The following is a 16336-nucleotide window of genomic DNA, read 5'->3' on the forward strand; positions in this document are numbered from 1 at the left end:
TTGATGGACTAAGGGGGAACATCAGATGCATGCTGATCCAGCTACGGCATACGAGTGGGGAAACTCGCTCATCATTTTTTCTCGGGTGTGACAAGTTCAAAACGCGATTGGCTCGGGGAAGCCATTCGATCGCTACAGGTGTAACAAACGTTACAATACTGCTTGAACTCGAATATGATATTATCACGTCTCAGACTTGTCGACAAGTGTCGAATCTTCTGTTCACAAAATGTTCAAATTGTCAGAGGTATGTCCTCTAACATCGAGCGGGCGGCGAGTTGTCCTGAAAGCGTGACCATCGGGCTCCCCCCGCCCGGATGGGTCGACCCGCCCGCGAACCAGATGTTCGAGACGTCTTCGGACCGGGCTGACGGGCGGAAGAAGGCGCCTTTCTTCGAGTTGGCGGACGTGCCGTAAAGCGCTCCGTAATAAGCGTAGAAGTCTCGGGTCAAGTCATGCGGGGTGACGCGATGATGATAGACGACGTCCGCGTCGTCCCACTCGACGCCGAACTTACGGAGGCGGCGACGGATGAGGTGTTCATACGTCTCGGCATCGATATCGGTCAAGTGGGCCGGGGCGTTGACGAGGATGAACAAGTTGTCCCCGGCTTCACCCATCGATGGGTCCGTATGGGACGAGTTCGAGATGTAAATCGTCGGCTCGTCCGCATAGCGCTCTTCCTCGAACAAGGCACGGAACTCGGCCTCATAGTCGTCAGAGAAGTAGACGTTATGATGGGCAAGATTCAATCGTTTGTTCAATCCGACCATGACGACGAATGCCGAGACGGACGGTTCGACCGTATCACGTGTCGGGACCGGGAACGACGGACGATGGATCGCATCGACGAGACGCGGGTACTGCGTGAGCAACTCGCCGTTCAATAAGACGGCGTCGCACGATAACACGTCCTCCTCGTCGATGACGACGGCGTGGGCTTTGCCGTTCATCACTTCAATCTTCGTCACTTCTTGACCGAGCTTGAACTCGACGCCGAGTTCACTGGCCCGTTTGGCGAAGCCTTTGGCGATCGTCCAGTTTCCGCCTTTGGCGTAATACACCCCGTCATTCAATTCGAGGTGTGAGATGAGCGCGAACGTGCCCGGTGTGACGTAAGGGCTGCTGCCGATATATGTCGCGTAGCGGTCGAGCGCTTGAATGATGCGCGGGTCTTTGAAGTACTTCTTATGGAGCGCGTGCAGGCTCGTGAGCGGATGGACTTTCATCATATCGCTCCACAACCCGGTGTCCATTTTCGTCTCCATCCGGGTGAAGAAGCGCTTGTTCGCGATCTCGAACAGTTTCTCCGCCTCGTCCAAATAGTCGGCGAGTTGGTTTTGGTCGGCCTTGCCGCCCGTCAAGCGTCGGACTTCCTCTTCCATCTGCTCGCGTCCGGACCGGAACGTGAACGTCGAGCCGTCGGTGAAGTGGTTGACCGTATGCAAATCGAGTTTGACGAGCTCGAAGTAATCTTCCGGGTTCGCCCCACTGTTACGGATGACGGAACGGAACACGTCCGGCATGGTGATCGTGTTCGGACCGAAGTCAAAGCGATGGCCGTCGGTGATGACGGGCATGAGCTTGCCGCCGACGTGCTCGTTTTTCTCGATGACGGTGACGTCGTAACCGCGTGAGGCGAGGGTGACAGCGGCGCTCAAGCCGCCGAGACCGGCCCCGATGATGGCAATTTGTTTCATGGCGATGTGCCTCCTAACGTTTTCTAAGGGTACATGCGGCCTTTCCAAGTGATCGGTTGTCGTCTCCATTTACGGATGACCGCGCTCGCAAGCAACGCCAAGTAGGCGATGAGGCTGAACGGATGCAACCAAAACTGTCTTCCCCCTGATTTCAAATCGATGGCGAGCCGTGCGAGTAGGACGCAGAGGACCGCTCCGAGCGAATACCAGTCGGGCCGGACGAGTAGGGCGACGAACGCCGATGCTTGGACGCCGTAATAAAGAAAGAAATAAAGGGCGATGCCCACTGATTCATTCATTCCCTTGAATACGTTTTTTGAAAACCCGTTCCATACTTCTTCATTCGTGGCATACATGTCACACGTGATGTACGGCGACACTTGTACGAGCGACGTCAATTTTTTTCGCCGTTTGAACTCCCGGCATAAATCGATGTCATCAATCAAAGAGTTGTGAATCGAGGCATGACCACCGACCTCGTCATAGCTCGTCCGTTCGACGAGGACGTTCATCCCGTTCGCTGCGGCGAAAGCGGGGTGACGGACTTTTCGCCAAAGCAGCGGCAAGTGTTGGGCGATCAAGACGTGTTGCATCGGGATGAGCAGTTTTCCGAGCCATGTCGGGGTCGGGAAACGAGGGAAGCCGGACAAAAAGACGACCCCCTCACGCAGACGTGTCCCGTGTAGCCGGTCGATGAACGTCGGGTCGATGGTCACGTCGGCGTCGAGGAACAAGAGGTACGGTTCCGTCGTCCGGCTCGCCAACTGATGGCAGGCATGAACCTTCCCTGCCCATCCTTCGGGGAGCGGCACCCCACGAAAGATGGTGAAGCGGGGGTCGTCCGCAATCGATTGGACGAGCGCGGCGTATGTACCGTCGTCGGACCGGTCTTCGTATAAATAGACGTGACTCTCACGTGGAACGGCTTCCTTTAAGCTGGCGATCAGTTTCGGGACGTTCCGCTCCTCGTTCCGGAGTGGGACGCAGACGGCCGTCGGGGGAGAAGCGACGGGCTTGGTGAGCGGTCGTAAAAATAACAGGTTGACGAGCGTGAAGACGAGCATACAAAACGTCAGCGCGAATAGAATCATCGGCCGCCCCTCCTGAATGTCAAGAGGTGTTCGGTCCAGTCCGCGAGACTCCGCTTTGGCGGGAAGAGGGGGACGTAGTTCGTCGATTGTTCGATGACATCGGCGCGCGTGTCGTCATAGAGCCGCTCGAGCGCCTCTGCCAACTCGCGCTTTTGGAGCCGTCTCGTTTCTGAGACGACCGTATAGTTCCGAAACCGGACGTACACGACCGGTGCGGCATGTGACTCGAACGCATAATAGATGGCGCAGAGCCGCACATCGGGTTTCGTCAGGAGCATCGTCGCCCCGGTGCCAATCTCGAGCGGGCGATGTTCTTGCGGGTACTCCCGTCCTTGTGGGAACACCCAGACGGACTTGCCTGCTTCGAGCAAGTCGGACGCATAGCCGAGCGAGGCCCGCACTTCGGACAAGTTCCCTTTTTGAATCGAAAACGCGCCGAGATGACGAAAGAACGGGAAGCGTCGCAAGCCTTCCTCATCCATTAAGACGTGGACGTCATGTCGTAAGTAATGCTGATTCAGCATGAGCAGGATGAGCCCGTCCCAAAACGAGCTGTGGGTCGCAAGGAACAGGCCAGGGGTCGGGACGTCATCGGCGCGTACGTTAATCGTATGGAAGAACGGACGGATTTGACGCTCTTTCACAAAAAGCGAGAAGACGTCATTGAACCATTTCTTTTTGTTCGACTCGATCATGGCGGACCCTCCGTTCGAAGTAGATGACGCTTGCGGTCAAGATGCTGAGCACGCCGATGCCGTACAAACCGGCGTTGACGGCCGTCACACCGAACAAGGCGTGCAACATGACGAACAAATAGCGGCCGTGCGTCAACAAGAGCGGTTCGGCTTCGACCTCGTAGCGGTCGAGCACCCACGAGAAGATGAGCGACAGACCGAACCAACCGAGGAAGTTCTGCGTCGGGATATCGTAATATATTCCACCGTTCGCCCATTCCCAATACCCTTTCACGTTCGCAGCGACCGGGTCGATCGCCATGTCGAGCCAGACGGCGAGAAACGGGACGAGCCAGAGCGTGCGTCGTTGAAAGTTAAAAAAGCGTGCCACGGCAAAACTTGCCCCGATGACGGCGAGCCAAGCGGCCCCGATCGTGACCGGGACACCGAACACGGTCGGACCGAACGCCTCGGCATAGAGATACTCGCTGAACGGGAAGCCCGTCTTCACACCGAGCGTCTCGACGGCGATTGACCCGAAAAAGATGAACGGGACGATCCATCGGGCGTGACGGACCCCGTCGGCAATCACGAACGCTCCGATGGCGCCAGCGAGCCACAAGAATACCGGGTTCGCCCATTCGAGCCAACTTGGGAGCAGGTCGAAACCGACCAAGATAACCCCGATGACGTACCAAACAACAAACCATTTCCAAATCCATGGATACACTTTCATTTCATCACCTCAAATACTATTCTAAAGAGGTTTTACTCGGGCGTCTAATGAATGCGTGCAAAAAAAGAGCCCCTCATGTCGAGGAGCTCGTCAGTTTGCCATGCTCTTCCGCTTTTTGACGAACGAGAAGGCGATGAAAAGGATATAAAACGGTACGGCGATGAACCAGAATGACGGCCACTCTTTCCAACGAGCGAAAATCATGTACGTCAAGTAGACGAGGCTGACCGTGATGATGAATGAGTGACGCGGGAGCGGCACTTCTTTGAAGCTCGGGATGCGGACGCGGCTCACCATGAGGAGCGCGAGCCCCGTGAAAAAGATTGGGGTGAGTAGTTCGCTGACACGATCGCCGAACGTCGTGACGACAGCGAGTAGACCGCCTGCAGCCGTGATCGGGACACCGGAGAAGTAACTCGCAGTGACGTTCGTCGCCGACAAGTTGAACCGGGCCAGGCGATAGGCACCGAAGAGCGGGAATAAGGCGGCGAAGAACAGACCGTAGTTGCCATAGTCGATGAAGAACGTGTAATAGGCGAGTAAGGCTGGAGCCACGCCGAACGTGACGACGTCAGCGAGCGAGTCGAGCTCTTTTCCGAAATCCCCGGCGACGCCGAGCATACGGGCGAGCCGTCCGTCGAGACTGTCGAGCATCATGGCGATGATGATGAGTAACGTCGCGTTTGAGAAATCACCGCGCGCCGCATAGACGATGGCGATGACCCCGCAAAATAAGTTACCGAACGTAAACGAGTTAGGAACCCATGACCGGATTCGTTCTTTCCACATAATATTGCCTCCAATTTCTATTGAGTGAACCAGCGACCGTTCGTGAAACGGAGCAAATCGTCTGGCGTGAGTTCGAGTTGGGCGCCGCGTTTACCGGCGGAAATGATGATCGTTGCTTTTTCTTTCGCACTGTCGTGCAAAAAGACGGGGAACGCTTTTTTCGCCCCAATCGGTGAGACGCCACCGCGGATGTATCCGGTAAGCGCTTCAAGTTCTTTCATCGGGACAGGTGTGACTTTCTTGACGCCCCAAGCTTTCGCGGCCGCCTTTAAATCGATATCACGGTCGCCGGAGATGAGGAAGAAGGCGTGGCGATTCTGTTCGCTTTCGAGACAAATCGTTTTATACAGTTGATCGACCGGTTTTCCCATCGACGCAGCGACATGGCTCGCCGATACGTCCGACGGGTCCACCACGTATGTATGGAACGTGAACGGAATGTTTCGTTGCTTCAATTGTCGAGCGGCGTTCGTCAGTTGCATCAAGCCCACCCTTTCGTTGAATGGCTTCTCTAAGAATAGCAAATAGTGGTAGTGTCGGGCAATCCGTACACACGAAGTTTTCATGTCAGGAAGGAAACAGTTTACGAAATGGCGAAATGAATAGCGATTCATTTATGAGAAGGGGGAGCAATAGACATGGAAACGATTCAAATCACGCGACATAACGGGGTAGGCTGGCTCAAATGGAATCGGCCTGAAAAGTTGAACGCGTTAAACGAGACGCTCTTAAAGGAGGCGACCGAGGCGATGAAAGGCCTCGTAGCTGACGAGGACGTACGCGTCATCGTGCTCGTCGGGGAAGGGCGGGCCTTCTCATCCGGTCAAGACTTGACGATTGAAGGGGATGCCGATTACGGGACATATTTAGAAGACGTGTATCATCCGCTCGTACGCGCGCTCGAGTCGTGCAAAAAACCGCTGATCGCCGGCATCCATGGGGTCGTCGCCGGTGCCGGGCTCAGCCTCGCGCTTGCTGCTGACGTCCGCATCGTGGCACGCTCGACGAAATTCAGCTCGGCGTTCATTAAAATCGGACTCGTCGCGGATGCGGGCGGACCGTATCACTTGAAGCGGTTGATGCGACCAGACCTCGCGCTCAGCTGGATGTGGAGCGGGCGGACGATTGACGCCGAACAAGCGGAACGCTTCGGTCTCGTCACCGAGCTCGTCGAAGATGACGCCTACACAAGAGCGTTGACGGAGTACGCTGAGGCGCTCGCAAAGCAGTCGCCGGTCGCCGTCGAAGGGATGAAGGCGCTATTCCGGACCGAATCGTTCGAGGCGGGGCTCGAAGAAGAGATTCAGTGGCAACGAAAATGTGGACAGACCGAGATTCATCGGCAAGCGATGCACGCCTTTTTGACGAAAAAATAAAGAGTGTGGGCAAATGGAGGAGATATACGAAAAGGGTGTAGACGTTGGTCGTCTACACCCTTTTTGTTATGCCGTTGGTTTTGCTTCGAACTGGAAGCCTTTTTGTTGCCACGTGCCATACTTCCAACGCCGGAAGGCGAAGAAGCCGCGGAACCACTCGTCGAGTGAGAAGGCGAGCCAAATCCCGAGAATCCCGAGACCCATCTGGAGCCCGAACAAGTAACTGAAGACGACGGCGACACCCCACATCGAGGCAATCCCAATCATGACCGGGAAGCGGACGTCCCCGACCGCTTTCAGCGAGCCCATCAGAACGATGTTCATCGCCCGCCCTGGCTCAAGGATGAGCGTCGCCCAAAGGATTGGAATCCCGACTGCGATGATGTCTGGGTTCGACGTGAACAAGCCGAGCAACGATTTTCCGAAGACCGCGAGGCCGAGCGAGGCGACGAGCGACGAGAACATGGCGATTTTCAGTGTCCGTACGGCTCGAGTATAAGCCTCCTTGAACCGTTTACCGCCGATGTCACGTGCAATCAATAGCTGTGTCCCTTGGGCAATCGCGACAGTGAGGAGGAAGGCGAGCATCGACAAGTTCATGACGTACACACGCGCCGCGAGCGACGCCTCACCCATCGTCGCGATGAAACCAGTGATGATGATTTGTGAGAACTGATACGATAAGTTCTCGCCGGCAGATGGCACCCCGATTTGAAGGAGTGCCTTGATGTCGTCACCTTGCGGGCGAATCAACTCTTTAATCGGGAAGCGGAGCATGAGCCGTTTTTTGACGATCCAAAACAAGAGTAACATCGCGGCAAAACGAGCGATCACGATGGACCAGGCGACGCCGGCCACACCGGTCACCGGAAGGCCGAACCAACCTGTGACGGCGAGCATGGCGCCGATTGCCGTGATGACGTCAATCAAGAGCGTCGCGAGCATGGCGTGCTTCGTCATCCCGTGGCTGCGGAGCACCGCGCTCAGTGCCATGATGAGCGCCTCGGTGAAGAGCGAGAGCCCTACAATCTTTAAGAATAAAATCCCGTGTGTGAACAGTTCGTCGGACAAGCCGAACAGACGAAGGAACGTCTCGCCGAACAAGAACACGAAAACGACCATGAAGACACCGAGCCACATGTTCAAGCTGACGGCGGACCGGGCGAAGTCCCGGCTCTTCTTCATCCGGTTGGCGCCGATCGCTTGGCCAATCAAAATCGTGGCACCGACCGACGTGACGCTGAAGACGATTAAGAAGACGTTCAAAATTTGGTTGGCGACCCCGACGGCAGAAGCGGCGGCATCGGAATAGTGGGCGAGCATGAGTGTCGCGATAATCCCGGTCCCCATATGGAGCGCGAGCTCGATAAAGATGGGCCATGAGATTTTGAACAGGCTGAGCTGTTCGGTGTTTTTATTCGGCATGTGTATTCTCCCTTGTTTCTACAATTCTCTCTATGAAATATTTACGTTTTAAAAATCACAAGGGTCATGTTACTCCTTTTGAAATGAAAAGGAAAGAGATATCGTCAATTATTTTCAACAAAAAAACACCCACCGAAGCAGGTGTTTGAGGAATATCATTTCATTTTCAAAATCGCCGTCCCGTACGGTGCCAATTCGAGCTCAAGTGAGTCAACATCGCGGTCGTTGAGCAAGTCGTAAGCGCTTCCGGTATGCCAGAGCGGGTTGAGCTTCGACGTCGTGTCTGAGTTATTGAAGTATATCAAATACGTCTCATCTTTCGTACACCGCTCGATGATGAGGGCGTTCTCTTCGTCATCGACGAGATTGAAGCGATACGAGCCTGCGTTCGCGAGCACCGGATGCTCTTTACGAAGTTGAATCAACTTTTTCGTGAAGTTGAACAACTCACGGTCTTCGAGTTTCTCGTCCCACGGCATGCAGGCACGGCAACCTGGGTCTTGCTCGCCTTCGAGCCCGATTTCGTCTCCGTAATAAATGCACGGACTGCCCGTGTACGTGAGCATCGACGTCATGAGGAGTTTAAACTTCCCTTTATGTCCTTTGGCGCGGGTGAGTGCGCGCGGCGTGTCGTGCGAGTCGATCAAGTTGAACGTCACTTCGCTTACGTTCATCGTGTTCATCATCTCGACACGCGTCAGCTCGTCACGGAACTGCGACGCCGTCGTCCGGTCGAGAGCGAAGTAGTTCAAGCTCGCGTTCGTGAACGGGTAGTTCATGACCGCATCTAACTGGTCGCCTTGAAGCCACGGCTGGGCATCATGCCAAATCTCACCGAGGATGTACGCTTCTGGGTTCACATCTTTGACGGCTTTTCGGAAGTCACGCCAGAACGCATGGTCGACTTCGTTGGCCACGTCGAGACGCCAGCCGTCAATACCGAACTCTTCGATCCAGTATCGAGCGACTTCTAATAAGTAAGCTTTGAGTGCAGGGTGCTCGGTGTTGATTTTCGGCATGTTTTTCTCGAACGCGAACGTATCGAAGTTTGGCTTTGGCGTCGTCTCGATCGGGAAGTCGCGAAGATAGAACCAGTCCCGATACTCCGAGTGCGGGCCGTTCTCGACGACGTCTTGGAACCATGGATGATGGTAACCGACATGGTTGAACACCGCATCGAGCATGACTTTGATGCCGTTCTCGTGGAGCAAGTCGACCATCTCTTTGAACTTCTCTTTCGTCCCGAACTGCGGGTCAATTTCCATATAATCGAGCGTATCGTATTTATGGTTCGTCGTCGCCTTGAAGATCGGGCAGAAATAAATGCCGGTGATACCGAGGTCGACGAGGTAATCGATATGGTCGATGACCCCTTGGAAGTCGCCACCGAAGAAGTTTGTCTGACTCGGTTCAGCGCTGTTCCATGGGAGTGTACCTTCCGGGTCGATGGACGCGTCGCCGTTTGCGAACCGGTCCGGGAAGATTTGATACCAGACCGTGTCTTTCACCCAAGACGGAGCGTGGAAGATGTCAATCGGGTTGATGAACGGCACACAGAAATAGTAGCCCGTGTCATCGAGCGGTTTATCCTCGAACCAACCTTTCTCGGTGAAGACGGCCGTCTCGTTGCCGTCATGGAGCCGGAAGCCGTAACGGAGCCGGCGGAATGGTGGCTTGACAGTGATGAACCAGTAGTCATATTGATCATCGTGGCCGATTTTCTCCATCGGTGTCTCGAACGTGCGCCAAAAGCTCGGCTTGCTCGGGTCGAAGTTCCACATGGCCGGATCTTCTGAATGCCAGTCGTACGGATCGTTCCAAATTAAGTCAACGGATTGGATATCATTTCTTTTTGTATGAAACCGGATGTGAATCGTCTCGCGGTCGTACTTGTAAACGAACGGGGACATGGCACGATGGTAAATAGCTTCTTTGATCAAATGAAATCGTTCCTTTCTCTATTGGGGTTGTTACCATTTTACACTGTCGATTCGGAAAAGAAACAACAGTTGCGAAAACGTTTGCTCAAGCACAGGTTAATAAAGCGTTTACATTTTGTCAATCGTACATTGCGATAATTATTGAAGAAACGACGACAAAAAATTAAAAAAGAGATAAATGGGTTAACGGCAAGAAAAAATCCTAAAAAAAAGACTTGTAAAACGCTTACACAACTGTATAATAAAAATTGAGGTGAGGATGCAAACGTTTTCACTGAACGGTTGATTTCGTAGCGGAGTATCATTTTATAATCAATCGGACAGTACGTTTGCGCAAATCTGACCATACTATTTCCTTGGGGAGGTTTTTCATCATGAAGATGAAAAAGATGGTAGCAGGACTTTCAACGGCAGTACTCGCATTCGGTGCACTCGCTGCATGTGGTGGCGGTACGGACAATGGTTCTTCTAACGAAAACGGCGGTTCTTCTAGCGAGAACAAGCCAGAAAAAATCGTGATTTGGGAAGATATTGAAAAGTCGGAAACGACGAAAGAAGTTGCCAAGGCGTTTGAAGAAGAGCATGGCGTCGTAGTTGAAGTCGTCGAAGTACAGATGACGGACCAAAAAGACAAGCTTGCCCTCGATGGCCCGGCTGGTAAAGGTCCAGACATCGTTCTCGTACCACACGACCAAATCGGAACGATCGCTGACCAAGGTCACTTGGCACCGCTCGCTGACGAAGGCGCACTCGATTCGTTTACAGATGCTTCGAAAACAGCTGTCATGTTCGACGGTCAAGCGTACGGTTACCCGAAATCAGTTGAAACACCAATCCTCATGTTCAACAAGGATTTAGTATCAGAAGCACCAGCGTCGATGGATGAGTTGTACGAATTGTCGAATGACGTGAAAGGTGACGGCGAATACGGATTCCTCGGACTTTGGGATAACTTCTACTTCGCACACGGCGTCATCGCTGGCTTCGGCGGCTACGTATTTAAAGAAGATGGCGGCGCGCTCGACCCGTCTGACATCGGCTTGAACAACGAAGGCGCAGTCGAAGGCTTCGAGTACATCGGCAAATGGTACCAAGAAGGTCTCTTCCCTAAAGGGTTGATCGGCGAGTCTGGTGGCCAAGCGATGGACCAACTCTTCACTGAGAAGAAAGCACACACAGTCATGAACGGACCTTGGGCTGTAGCCGGTTACCAAGACGCAGGCATCAACCTCGGCGCGTCAGCAATGCCGACACTTCCGAACGGTGAGCCAATCAAGACGTTCATGGGCGTGAAGACATACGCACTTTCAGCTTACACGGAGAACCAAGAGTGGGCTGAAATGTTCCTCGCAGAACTCACGAACGAAGAGAACGCATTGAAGATGTTCGAAGCGTACAACGAGATTCCACCAGTAGCTGCTCTTGAGTCGAACGAGACAATCACGTCGAACGAAGTAGCGAAAGCGGTATTCGATCAAGCGACGAACGCAATCCCAATGCCTAACATTCCTGAAATGGGACAAGTTTGGGAGCCAATGGCACAAGCACTTCAGCTCGTAGCAACTGGCAAGCAAGATGCACAAAAATCAGCTGACGATGCTGTTAAAGTCATCGAGCAACAAATCCAAGCGAACAACCAATAAGGACAAGAAATGATGGGGTACGCCGACTGGCGTTCCCCCTCATTTTCTAGAATTGAGCAAACGCTTGCTCGATTGATTTGCTCAAATTGAAAGGAGAAATTGAGGATGGCTTCAATTGCGAACCCGAAAACGCCGGATCAACGTCCGGACAAACAACCGACCAATCATGCTCGGAACGCTGCATTACTCTCGATCATTCCGGGAGCCGGTCAATTTTATAACAACCAAAAAGCGAAAGCGATCGCTTTCTTTATTGTCATCATGTCTTATTTTGCAGTAAACTACGATCTCTTTTTCAAAGGAGCAGGCGCTGGACCTGGCGACCGTGGCGGCCTTTGGGGATTGATCACGCTTGGCGAAGTGGCAGGACCTCGTAACGACCATTCCATCTTCTTGATGGTAGAAGGTATTGTCGCATTGATCTTACTTTTCTTCGGAATCGCGTTCTACGTCTGGAACATTCGTGACGCTTACCGAGTCGGTCGCATTCGTGATCAGCACCTAAACGTTGCAACGTTCCAAGTGCAACTTCGCAACTTGCGCGACCACGGATTCCCATACCTGATGTTAATTCCGTCGCTCATCTTGCTCGTCTTCACCGTTATTCTTCCATTGATTTTCACATTCTTGATCGCCTTCACGAACTATCGCTACAACAACGCACCACCGGCGAAACTCGTGGAATGGGTCGGATTTGAGAACTTCACACGAATCTTTGAAATTGATATTTTCCGTGACACGTTCGTCGGCGTTCTTGGTTGGACGCTCGTCTGGACAGTCGCTTCGACGGTCGGTGTCATCGCCATCGGGATCTTCCTTGCAGTTCTCTTGAACCAAGAAGGTCTTCGCTTCCGTCGTTTGTTCCGCTCAATTTTGATTTTGTCATGGGCCGTACCGGCGTTCATCACGATCTTGATTTTCCGTTCGATGTTCAACGAATCGTTCGGGGTATTCAATACGACGATTCTTCCGGCGTTCGGACTTGATCCGATCAACTGGATGACCGATCCGACGGCGACACGCAGTGCGCTCATCTTGATTCAATGGTGGCTCGGCTTCCCGTTCATCATGACGCTCATGACTGGGGTGCTTCAATCCATCCCGGGTGACTTATATGAAGCGGCGACGATTGACGGTGCGACCATCTTTGATAAGTTCCGTTTAATCACATTACCGATGCTCTTGTTCGCAACAGCACCGATTCTCATCACGCAGTTCACGTTCAACTTCAACAACTTCAACATCATCTATCTCTTTAACGGTGGTGGACCGGCTGTTCCGGGCCAAACTGCCGGTGGTACCGATATCTTGATTTCATGGATTTACAAATTGTCGCTCGGAGCCAACCCGCAATACGGACTTGCGGCTGCGATTACGCTCATCTTGTCATTCTTCATCATGACACTTGCCGTCATCCAGTTCCGTCGGACAAAATCTTTCAAAGACGAGGATATGATCTGATATGAAAAAACAAAAACGAATCAATTTGGCGTTCTCTTATGTCATCTTGACGCTTGCGTCGATCATCATTCTCTATCCAATGCTTTGGGTGGTCGGGACGTCATTCAACCCGGGTCGTACGATCACATCGACCATCATTCCGTCGAACCCGACATTTATTCACTATAAAAACTTGTTCGATCTATCTATTTCGGATTATAGTTTATGGTATGTGAACACATTAAAAATTGCAGTCATCACAATGTTGCTCTCAGTCGTTTTGGTAACGATTACAGGTTATGTCTTCTCGCGTTACCGTTTCGTGGGACGGAAGAACTCGCTCGTCATGTTCCTCGTCTTACAGATGGTCCCGCAATTCGTTGCCATCATCGCCATCTACGTGCTCTTGAACATGCTCAACCTTCTTGATACGCACACAGCCCTTATTTTGCTGTATGCCGGAGGCGCAATCCCGATGAACACGTACTTGGCAAAAGGTTATTTCGATACGATTCCGAAAGAGCTCGATGAAGCTGCTCGGATGGATGGTGCCGGTCACCTTCGTATCTTCTGGCAAATCATTTTGCCGCTCGCGAAGCCAATCGTCGCAACGATCGCCTTGTTCAACTTCATGGGCCCGTTCAACGACTTCATCTTGGCATCGCTCGTCCTTCGTTCACCAGAGAAACAGACGCTCGCGGTTGGTCTTTACAACATGATCTCTCGACAGTTCGACAACAACTTCACGTTGTTCGCGGCAGGCGCCGTCCTTTCGGCCCTCCCAATCGTCCTCTTGTTCTTCATGTTCCAACGCTACTTCGTCTCGGGTCTCACTGCCGGTGGTACGAAAGGATAATACTCACTTAAGGGGGAAGCGATATGAGGCGAGGCGTCGTGCTCGTTCTTCTGTCGCTTCTTTTGTTTCCAACAATCGTCGGAGCGAAAGAAGCAGCATCATGGGAACAGGAACGCATGTACTTTATCATGGTCGACCGATTTGTTGACGGGAATCCGAACAACAACGCGCAGGTCGACAAAGATGACCCGAAAGCCTTTCACGGGGGCGATATCCGCGGCGTGATTGAAAAGCTCGATTATATCGAGTCGCTCGGGTTCACGTCCGTCTGGCTGACACCGGTGTTTGAGAACATGCCGGACGGTTATCACGGATATTGGATTAAAGACTTTTATAACATCGATCCCCAATTTGGGACGAAAGAAGATTTGCAAGAACTCGTCGACGAGGCCCATAAACGGGACATGAAAGTCATCCTCGACTTCGTCGTCAACCACGTCGGTCCGAAACATCCATGGGTCGAAGAACGACCGGGCTGGTTCCATGACGAGTTGCCGATCGTGCTTTGGAACGATCAAGAACAAGTCGAGACGCACTGGCTGTTCGACTTGCCGGACTTCAAAACGGAAGATCCGGAAGTGAAAGACTACTTACTCGAGGCGGCCACGTATTGGATTGAAGAGACCGGCATTGACGGCTATCGTCTCGATACGGTACGTCACGTCGACAAACCGTTTTGGGAAGACTTCGTTAAAGCGGTCCGGGCCGTCGACCCCGACTTTTATCTGTTGGCCGAAGTGTTCGACCCAGATCCACAGTACGTCGCGGAATATGATGACCTAGGCTTCAACAGCATCACGAACTTCACGTTTTACGACCGCGTCTCGAAGACGATGACGCAAAAGTCGGCGAGTGTAGACGAAATCGACGTGGCCGCCAGCTACGCCGAGACGTTCTTCAACGACCCGAACCAAATGGCGACGTTCCTCGATAACCACGACGTAGAACGATTCATGCACGTCGCGGAACTCGGCGGGGCCGAGTCGGCCGAGCGTCGCCTACGCCTCGGATTGTTCGCCCTTTATGCGTCTCCAGGCATGCCGATCGTCTTCCAAGGGACGGAGAACGCACAAAAGGGCGGAGCCGATCCGGCGAACCGGGCCATGACCGATTTCCCTGGAAATGAAGAGCTCCATGAATACGTCACGATGATGAACCGGATGCGAGAGGAATATCCCGTCTTCGCGACCGGCGAACAACGCATGATCGCCTCGAAAGACGGCATGGCCGTGTTCGAGCGTCGTGACGGCGACGATGTCGCTTTGTACGCTATCAATATGAACGCCGAGGACCGAGAGATTGAATTCGAGGTAAGCGAAGTCGGAGAAGATACACGCCTTCGTGGTCTCTTGTTCTCACAACTTGTCACCGACAAACGTGGCACGTTCACCATCAAGCTCGCAGGAGAAAGCGCGAACGCCTACATCGTCGAAGAATCGGAAGTGAACATGTGGACGATCGGTCTACTTGTCATCGCCATCCCGATTTTCTTGACTGGATTGGTCATGTGGAAGCGTCGCAAGAGCGCGAGCTGACGATACCCTGTGATAGGGAACTATGAATTAACGGAAGCAAGGGGGATCATCATGCAAATCACGATTAAAGATGTCGCCAAACACGCCAATGTCGCACCGTCGACCGTGTCTCGCGTCATCGCCAACAGTCCGCGTATCAGTCAGAAAACGAAAGAGCGTGTACGCAGTTCGATGGAAGAACTCGGGTACCATCCGAACATTCACGCGCGAAGTCTCGCCAACCGCTCGACACAGTCGATTGGTCTCGTCATGCCGAGCGCAGCGACGAAAACGCTTCAAAATCCATTCTTCCCTGAAGTATTGCGTGGAATCAGTACGAAAGCCCACCAAAACGGTTACTCGCTTTACATGACGACGGGCGTGACCGAAGAAGAGGTCTTGTCGGGGGTCATCGAGATGGTCCAAGGCCGTCGCGTTGACGGCGTCATCGTCTTGTACTCACGTGAAGACGACAAAGTCGTTCAATATTTACGTCAGACAAAATTCCCGTTCGTCGTCGTCGGGAAGCCGTTTGGAGATGCCTCGTCGATTACGTACGTCGACACGGACAACTATTTGGCCGGGCGTGAAGTGACGAAACACTTATACAACCTCGGCCATCGTTGCATCGCCTTTATCGGGGGATCCGATAAACTCGCCGTCACACAAGATCGTCGCAACGGGTACGCGACAGCGTTGATGGAGGCGGGCATCCCGGTTCGGGAAGACTATATCGCTCGTGCCGAGTTCATGACGAAGGGCGGGGCCAAAGCCGTGCGGGAGTTGCTCCAATTAGAGGAACCACCGACAGCCGTCGTCGTCAGTGACGATATGATGGCGCTCGGCGTCATCAGCACGCTCAGTGAGATGGGGCTTAAGATACCTGAGGACGTCGCCGTCGTCAGTTTCAACAACGTCTACATCGCCGAACATTCGAATCCGCCGCTCACTTCGGTCGAAATCAACATCTTCGGCCTCGGTTTCGAGGCAACGAACTGTCTGATTGAACAGATTGGAGACAGCGCGCCACCTTACGGGAAACGCGTCATCGTTCCGCATTATTTGGTCGTTCGTCAGTCATGTGGTCAGAAAAAGAAAACTGAAATCGTTGAATGAGGTCAAACCTTCCGTTTCATGCGGGAGGTTTTTTTA

The 16336-nt window shown here is 53.0% G+C and carries 14 protein-coding genes; 6 read left to right on the forward strand and 8 right to left on the reverse strand.

Going from position 1 to position 16336, the window contains the following annotated elements:
• Positions 1-233 precede the first annotated feature (233 nt).
• From DI14_RS07715 to ybaK, 6 genes are all read right to left on the reverse strand, one after another.
• On the reverse strand, positions 234-1700 hold the full coding sequence (locus DI14_RS07715; protein WP_034807207.1) for an NAD(P)/FAD-dependent oxidoreductase: 1467 nt from the start codon (positions 1698-1700) through the stop codon (positions 234-236).
• Between the two features lie 23 nt (positions 1701-1723).
• On the reverse strand, positions 1724-2791 hold the full coding sequence (locus DI14_RS07720; protein WP_034807209.1) for a glycosyltransferase family 2 protein: 1068 nt from the start codon (positions 2789-2791) through the stop codon (positions 1724-1726).
• Positions 2788-3486, reverse strand: coding sequence for a lysophospholipid acyltransferase family protein (locus tag DI14_RS07725; protein ID WP_034807211.1), 699 nt, complete (start codon positions 3484-3486; stop codon positions 2788-2790). The genes DI14_RS07720 and DI14_RS07725 overlap by 4 nt, the downstream gene beginning before the upstream one ends.
• Complete coding sequence (locus DI14_RS07730; protein ID WP_034807212.1) at positions 3452-4201, reverse strand: carotenoid biosynthesis protein; 750 nt, start codon at positions 4199-4201, stop codon at positions 3452-3454. Before DI14_RS07730 ends, DI14_RS07725 begins: the two co-directional genes overlap by 35 nt.
• 90 nt (positions 4202-4291) lie before the next feature.
• On the reverse strand, positions 4292-4990 hold the full coding sequence (gene pssA, locus DI14_RS07735; protein ID WP_034807214.1) for a CDP-diacylglycerol--serine O-phosphatidyltransferase: 699 nt from the start codon (positions 4988-4990) through the stop codon (positions 4292-4294).
• A gap of 17 nt (positions 4991-5007) precedes the next feature.
• On the reverse strand, positions 5008-5472 hold the full coding sequence (gene ybaK, locus DI14_RS07740) for a Cys-tRNA(Pro) deacylase (protein ID WP_034807215.1): 465 nt from the start codon (positions 5470-5472) through the stop codon (positions 5008-5010).
• Positions 5473-5628: 156 nt separating this feature from the next.
• Here ybaK and DI14_RS07745 point away from each other — a divergent pair, with 156 nt between their 5' ends.
• Positions 5629-6366, forward strand: coding sequence for an enoyl-CoA hydratase/isomerase family protein (locus DI14_RS07745; RefSeq protein WP_034807217.1), 738 nt, complete (start codon positions 5629-5631; stop codon positions 6364-6366).
• Between the two features lie 66 nt (positions 6367-6432).
• Here DI14_RS07745 and DI14_RS07750 read toward each other — a convergent pair whose 3' ends face one another.
• Positions 6433-7791 (reverse strand): MATE family efflux transporter, encoded by a 1359-nt coding sequence (locus DI14_RS07750; RefSeq protein WP_034807218.1) that lies wholly within the window; start codon positions 7789-7791, stop codon positions 6433-6435.
• 155 nt (positions 7792-7946) lie between these two features.
• On the reverse strand, positions 7947-9731 hold the full coding sequence (locus DI14_RS07755) for a glycoside hydrolase family 13 protein (RefSeq protein ID WP_034807220.1): 1785 nt from the start codon (positions 9729-9731) through the stop codon (positions 7947-7949).
• A gap of 374 nt (positions 9732-10105) precedes the next feature.
• Here DI14_RS07755 and DI14_RS07760 point away from each other — a divergent pair, with 374 nt between their 5' ends.
• From DI14_RS07760 to DI14_RS07780, 5 genes are all read left to right on the forward strand, one after another.
• On the forward strand, positions 10106-11374 hold the full coding sequence (locus DI14_RS07760) for an extracellular solute-binding protein (RefSeq protein WP_081825849.1): 1269 nt from the start codon (positions 10106-10108) through the stop codon (positions 11372-11374).
• A 105-nt stretch (positions 11375-11479) separates the two neighbouring features.
• Positions 11480-12835, forward strand: coding sequence for a carbohydrate ABC transporter permease (locus DI14_RS07765; protein ID WP_021066668.1), 1356 nt, complete (start codon positions 11480-11482; stop codon positions 12833-12835).
• Between the two features lies 1 nt (position 12836).
• A complete protein-coding gene (locus DI14_RS07770) occupies positions 12837-13670 on the forward strand; it encodes a sugar ABC transporter permease (protein WP_021066667.1) in 834 nt (277 codons plus the stop codon).
• 23 nt (positions 13671-13693) lie between these two features.
• A complete protein-coding gene (locus DI14_RS07775) occupies positions 13694-15205 on the forward strand; it encodes an alpha-amylase family glycosyl hydrolase (protein WP_034807221.1) in 1512 nt (503 codons plus the stop codon).
• Between the two features lie 51 nt (positions 15206-15256).
• A complete protein-coding gene (locus tag DI14_RS07780; RefSeq protein ID WP_021066665.1) occupies positions 15257-16300 on the forward strand; it encodes a LacI family DNA-binding transcriptional regulator in 1044 nt (347 codons plus the stop codon).
• Positions 16301-16336 lie beyond the last annotated feature (36 nt).

This window comes from Exiguobacterium sp. AB2, from assembly GCF_000696055.1.
GTDB classification, from domain to species: Bacteria; Bacillota; Bacilli; order Exiguobacteriales; family Exiguobacteriaceae; genus Exiguobacterium; species Exiguobacterium alkaliphilum.

What these genes read in the sequence shown, in the direction of transcription:
- DI14_RS07715 (WP_034807207.1), bottom strand. Translation starts at nt 1,700, where the DNA reads ATGAAACAAATTGCCATCATCGGGGCCGGTCTCGGCGGCTTGAGCGCC.
- DI14_RS07720 (WP_034807209.1), bottom strand. Translation starts at nt 2,791, where the DNA reads ATGATTCTATTCGCGCTGACGTTTTGTATGCTCGTCTTCACGCTCGTC.
- DI14_RS07725 (WP_034807211.1), bottom strand. Translation starts at nt 3,486, where the DNA reads ATGATCGAGTCGAACAAAAAGAAATGGTTCAATGACGTCTTCTCGCTT.
- DI14_RS07730 (WP_034807212.1), bottom strand. Translation starts at nt 4,201, where the DNA reads ATGAAAGTGTATCCATGGATTTGGAAATGGTTTGTTGTTTGGTACGTC.
- pssA (WP_034807214.1), bottom strand. Translation starts at nt 4,990, where the DNA reads ATGTGGAAAGAACGAATCCGGTCATGGGTTCCTAACTCGTTTACGTTC.
- ybaK (WP_034807215.1), bottom strand. Translation starts at nt 5,472, where the DNA reads ATGCAACTGACGAACGCCGCTCGACAATTGAAGCAACGAAACATTCCG.
- DI14_RS07745 (WP_034807217.1), top strand. Translation starts at nt 5,629, where the DNA reads ATGGAAACGATTCAAATCACGCGACATAACGGGGTAGGCTGGCTCAAA.
- DI14_RS07750 (WP_034807218.1), bottom strand. Translation starts at nt 7,791, where the DNA reads ATGCCGAATAAAAACACCGAACAGCTCAGCCTGTTCAAAATCTCATGG.
- DI14_RS07760 (WP_081825849.1), top strand. Translation starts at nt 10,106, where the DNA reads ATGAAGATGAAAAAGATGGTAGCAGGACTTTCAACGGCAGTACTCGCA.
- DI14_RS07765 (WP_021066668.1), top strand. Translation starts at nt 11,480, where the DNA reads ATGGCTTCAATTGCGAACCCGAAAACGCCGGATCAACGTCCGGACAAA.
- DI14_RS07770 (WP_021066667.1), top strand. Translation starts at nt 12,837, where the DNA reads ATGAAAAAACAAAAACGAATCAATTTGGCGTTCTCTTATGTCATCTTG.
- DI14_RS07775 (WP_034807221.1), top strand. Translation starts at nt 13,694, where the DNA reads ATGAGGCGAGGCGTCGTGCTCGTTCTTCTGTCGCTTCTTTTGTTTCCA.
- DI14_RS07780 (WP_021066665.1), top strand. Translation starts at nt 15,257, where the DNA reads ATGCAAATCACGATTAAAGATGTCGCCAAACACGCCAATGTCGCACCG.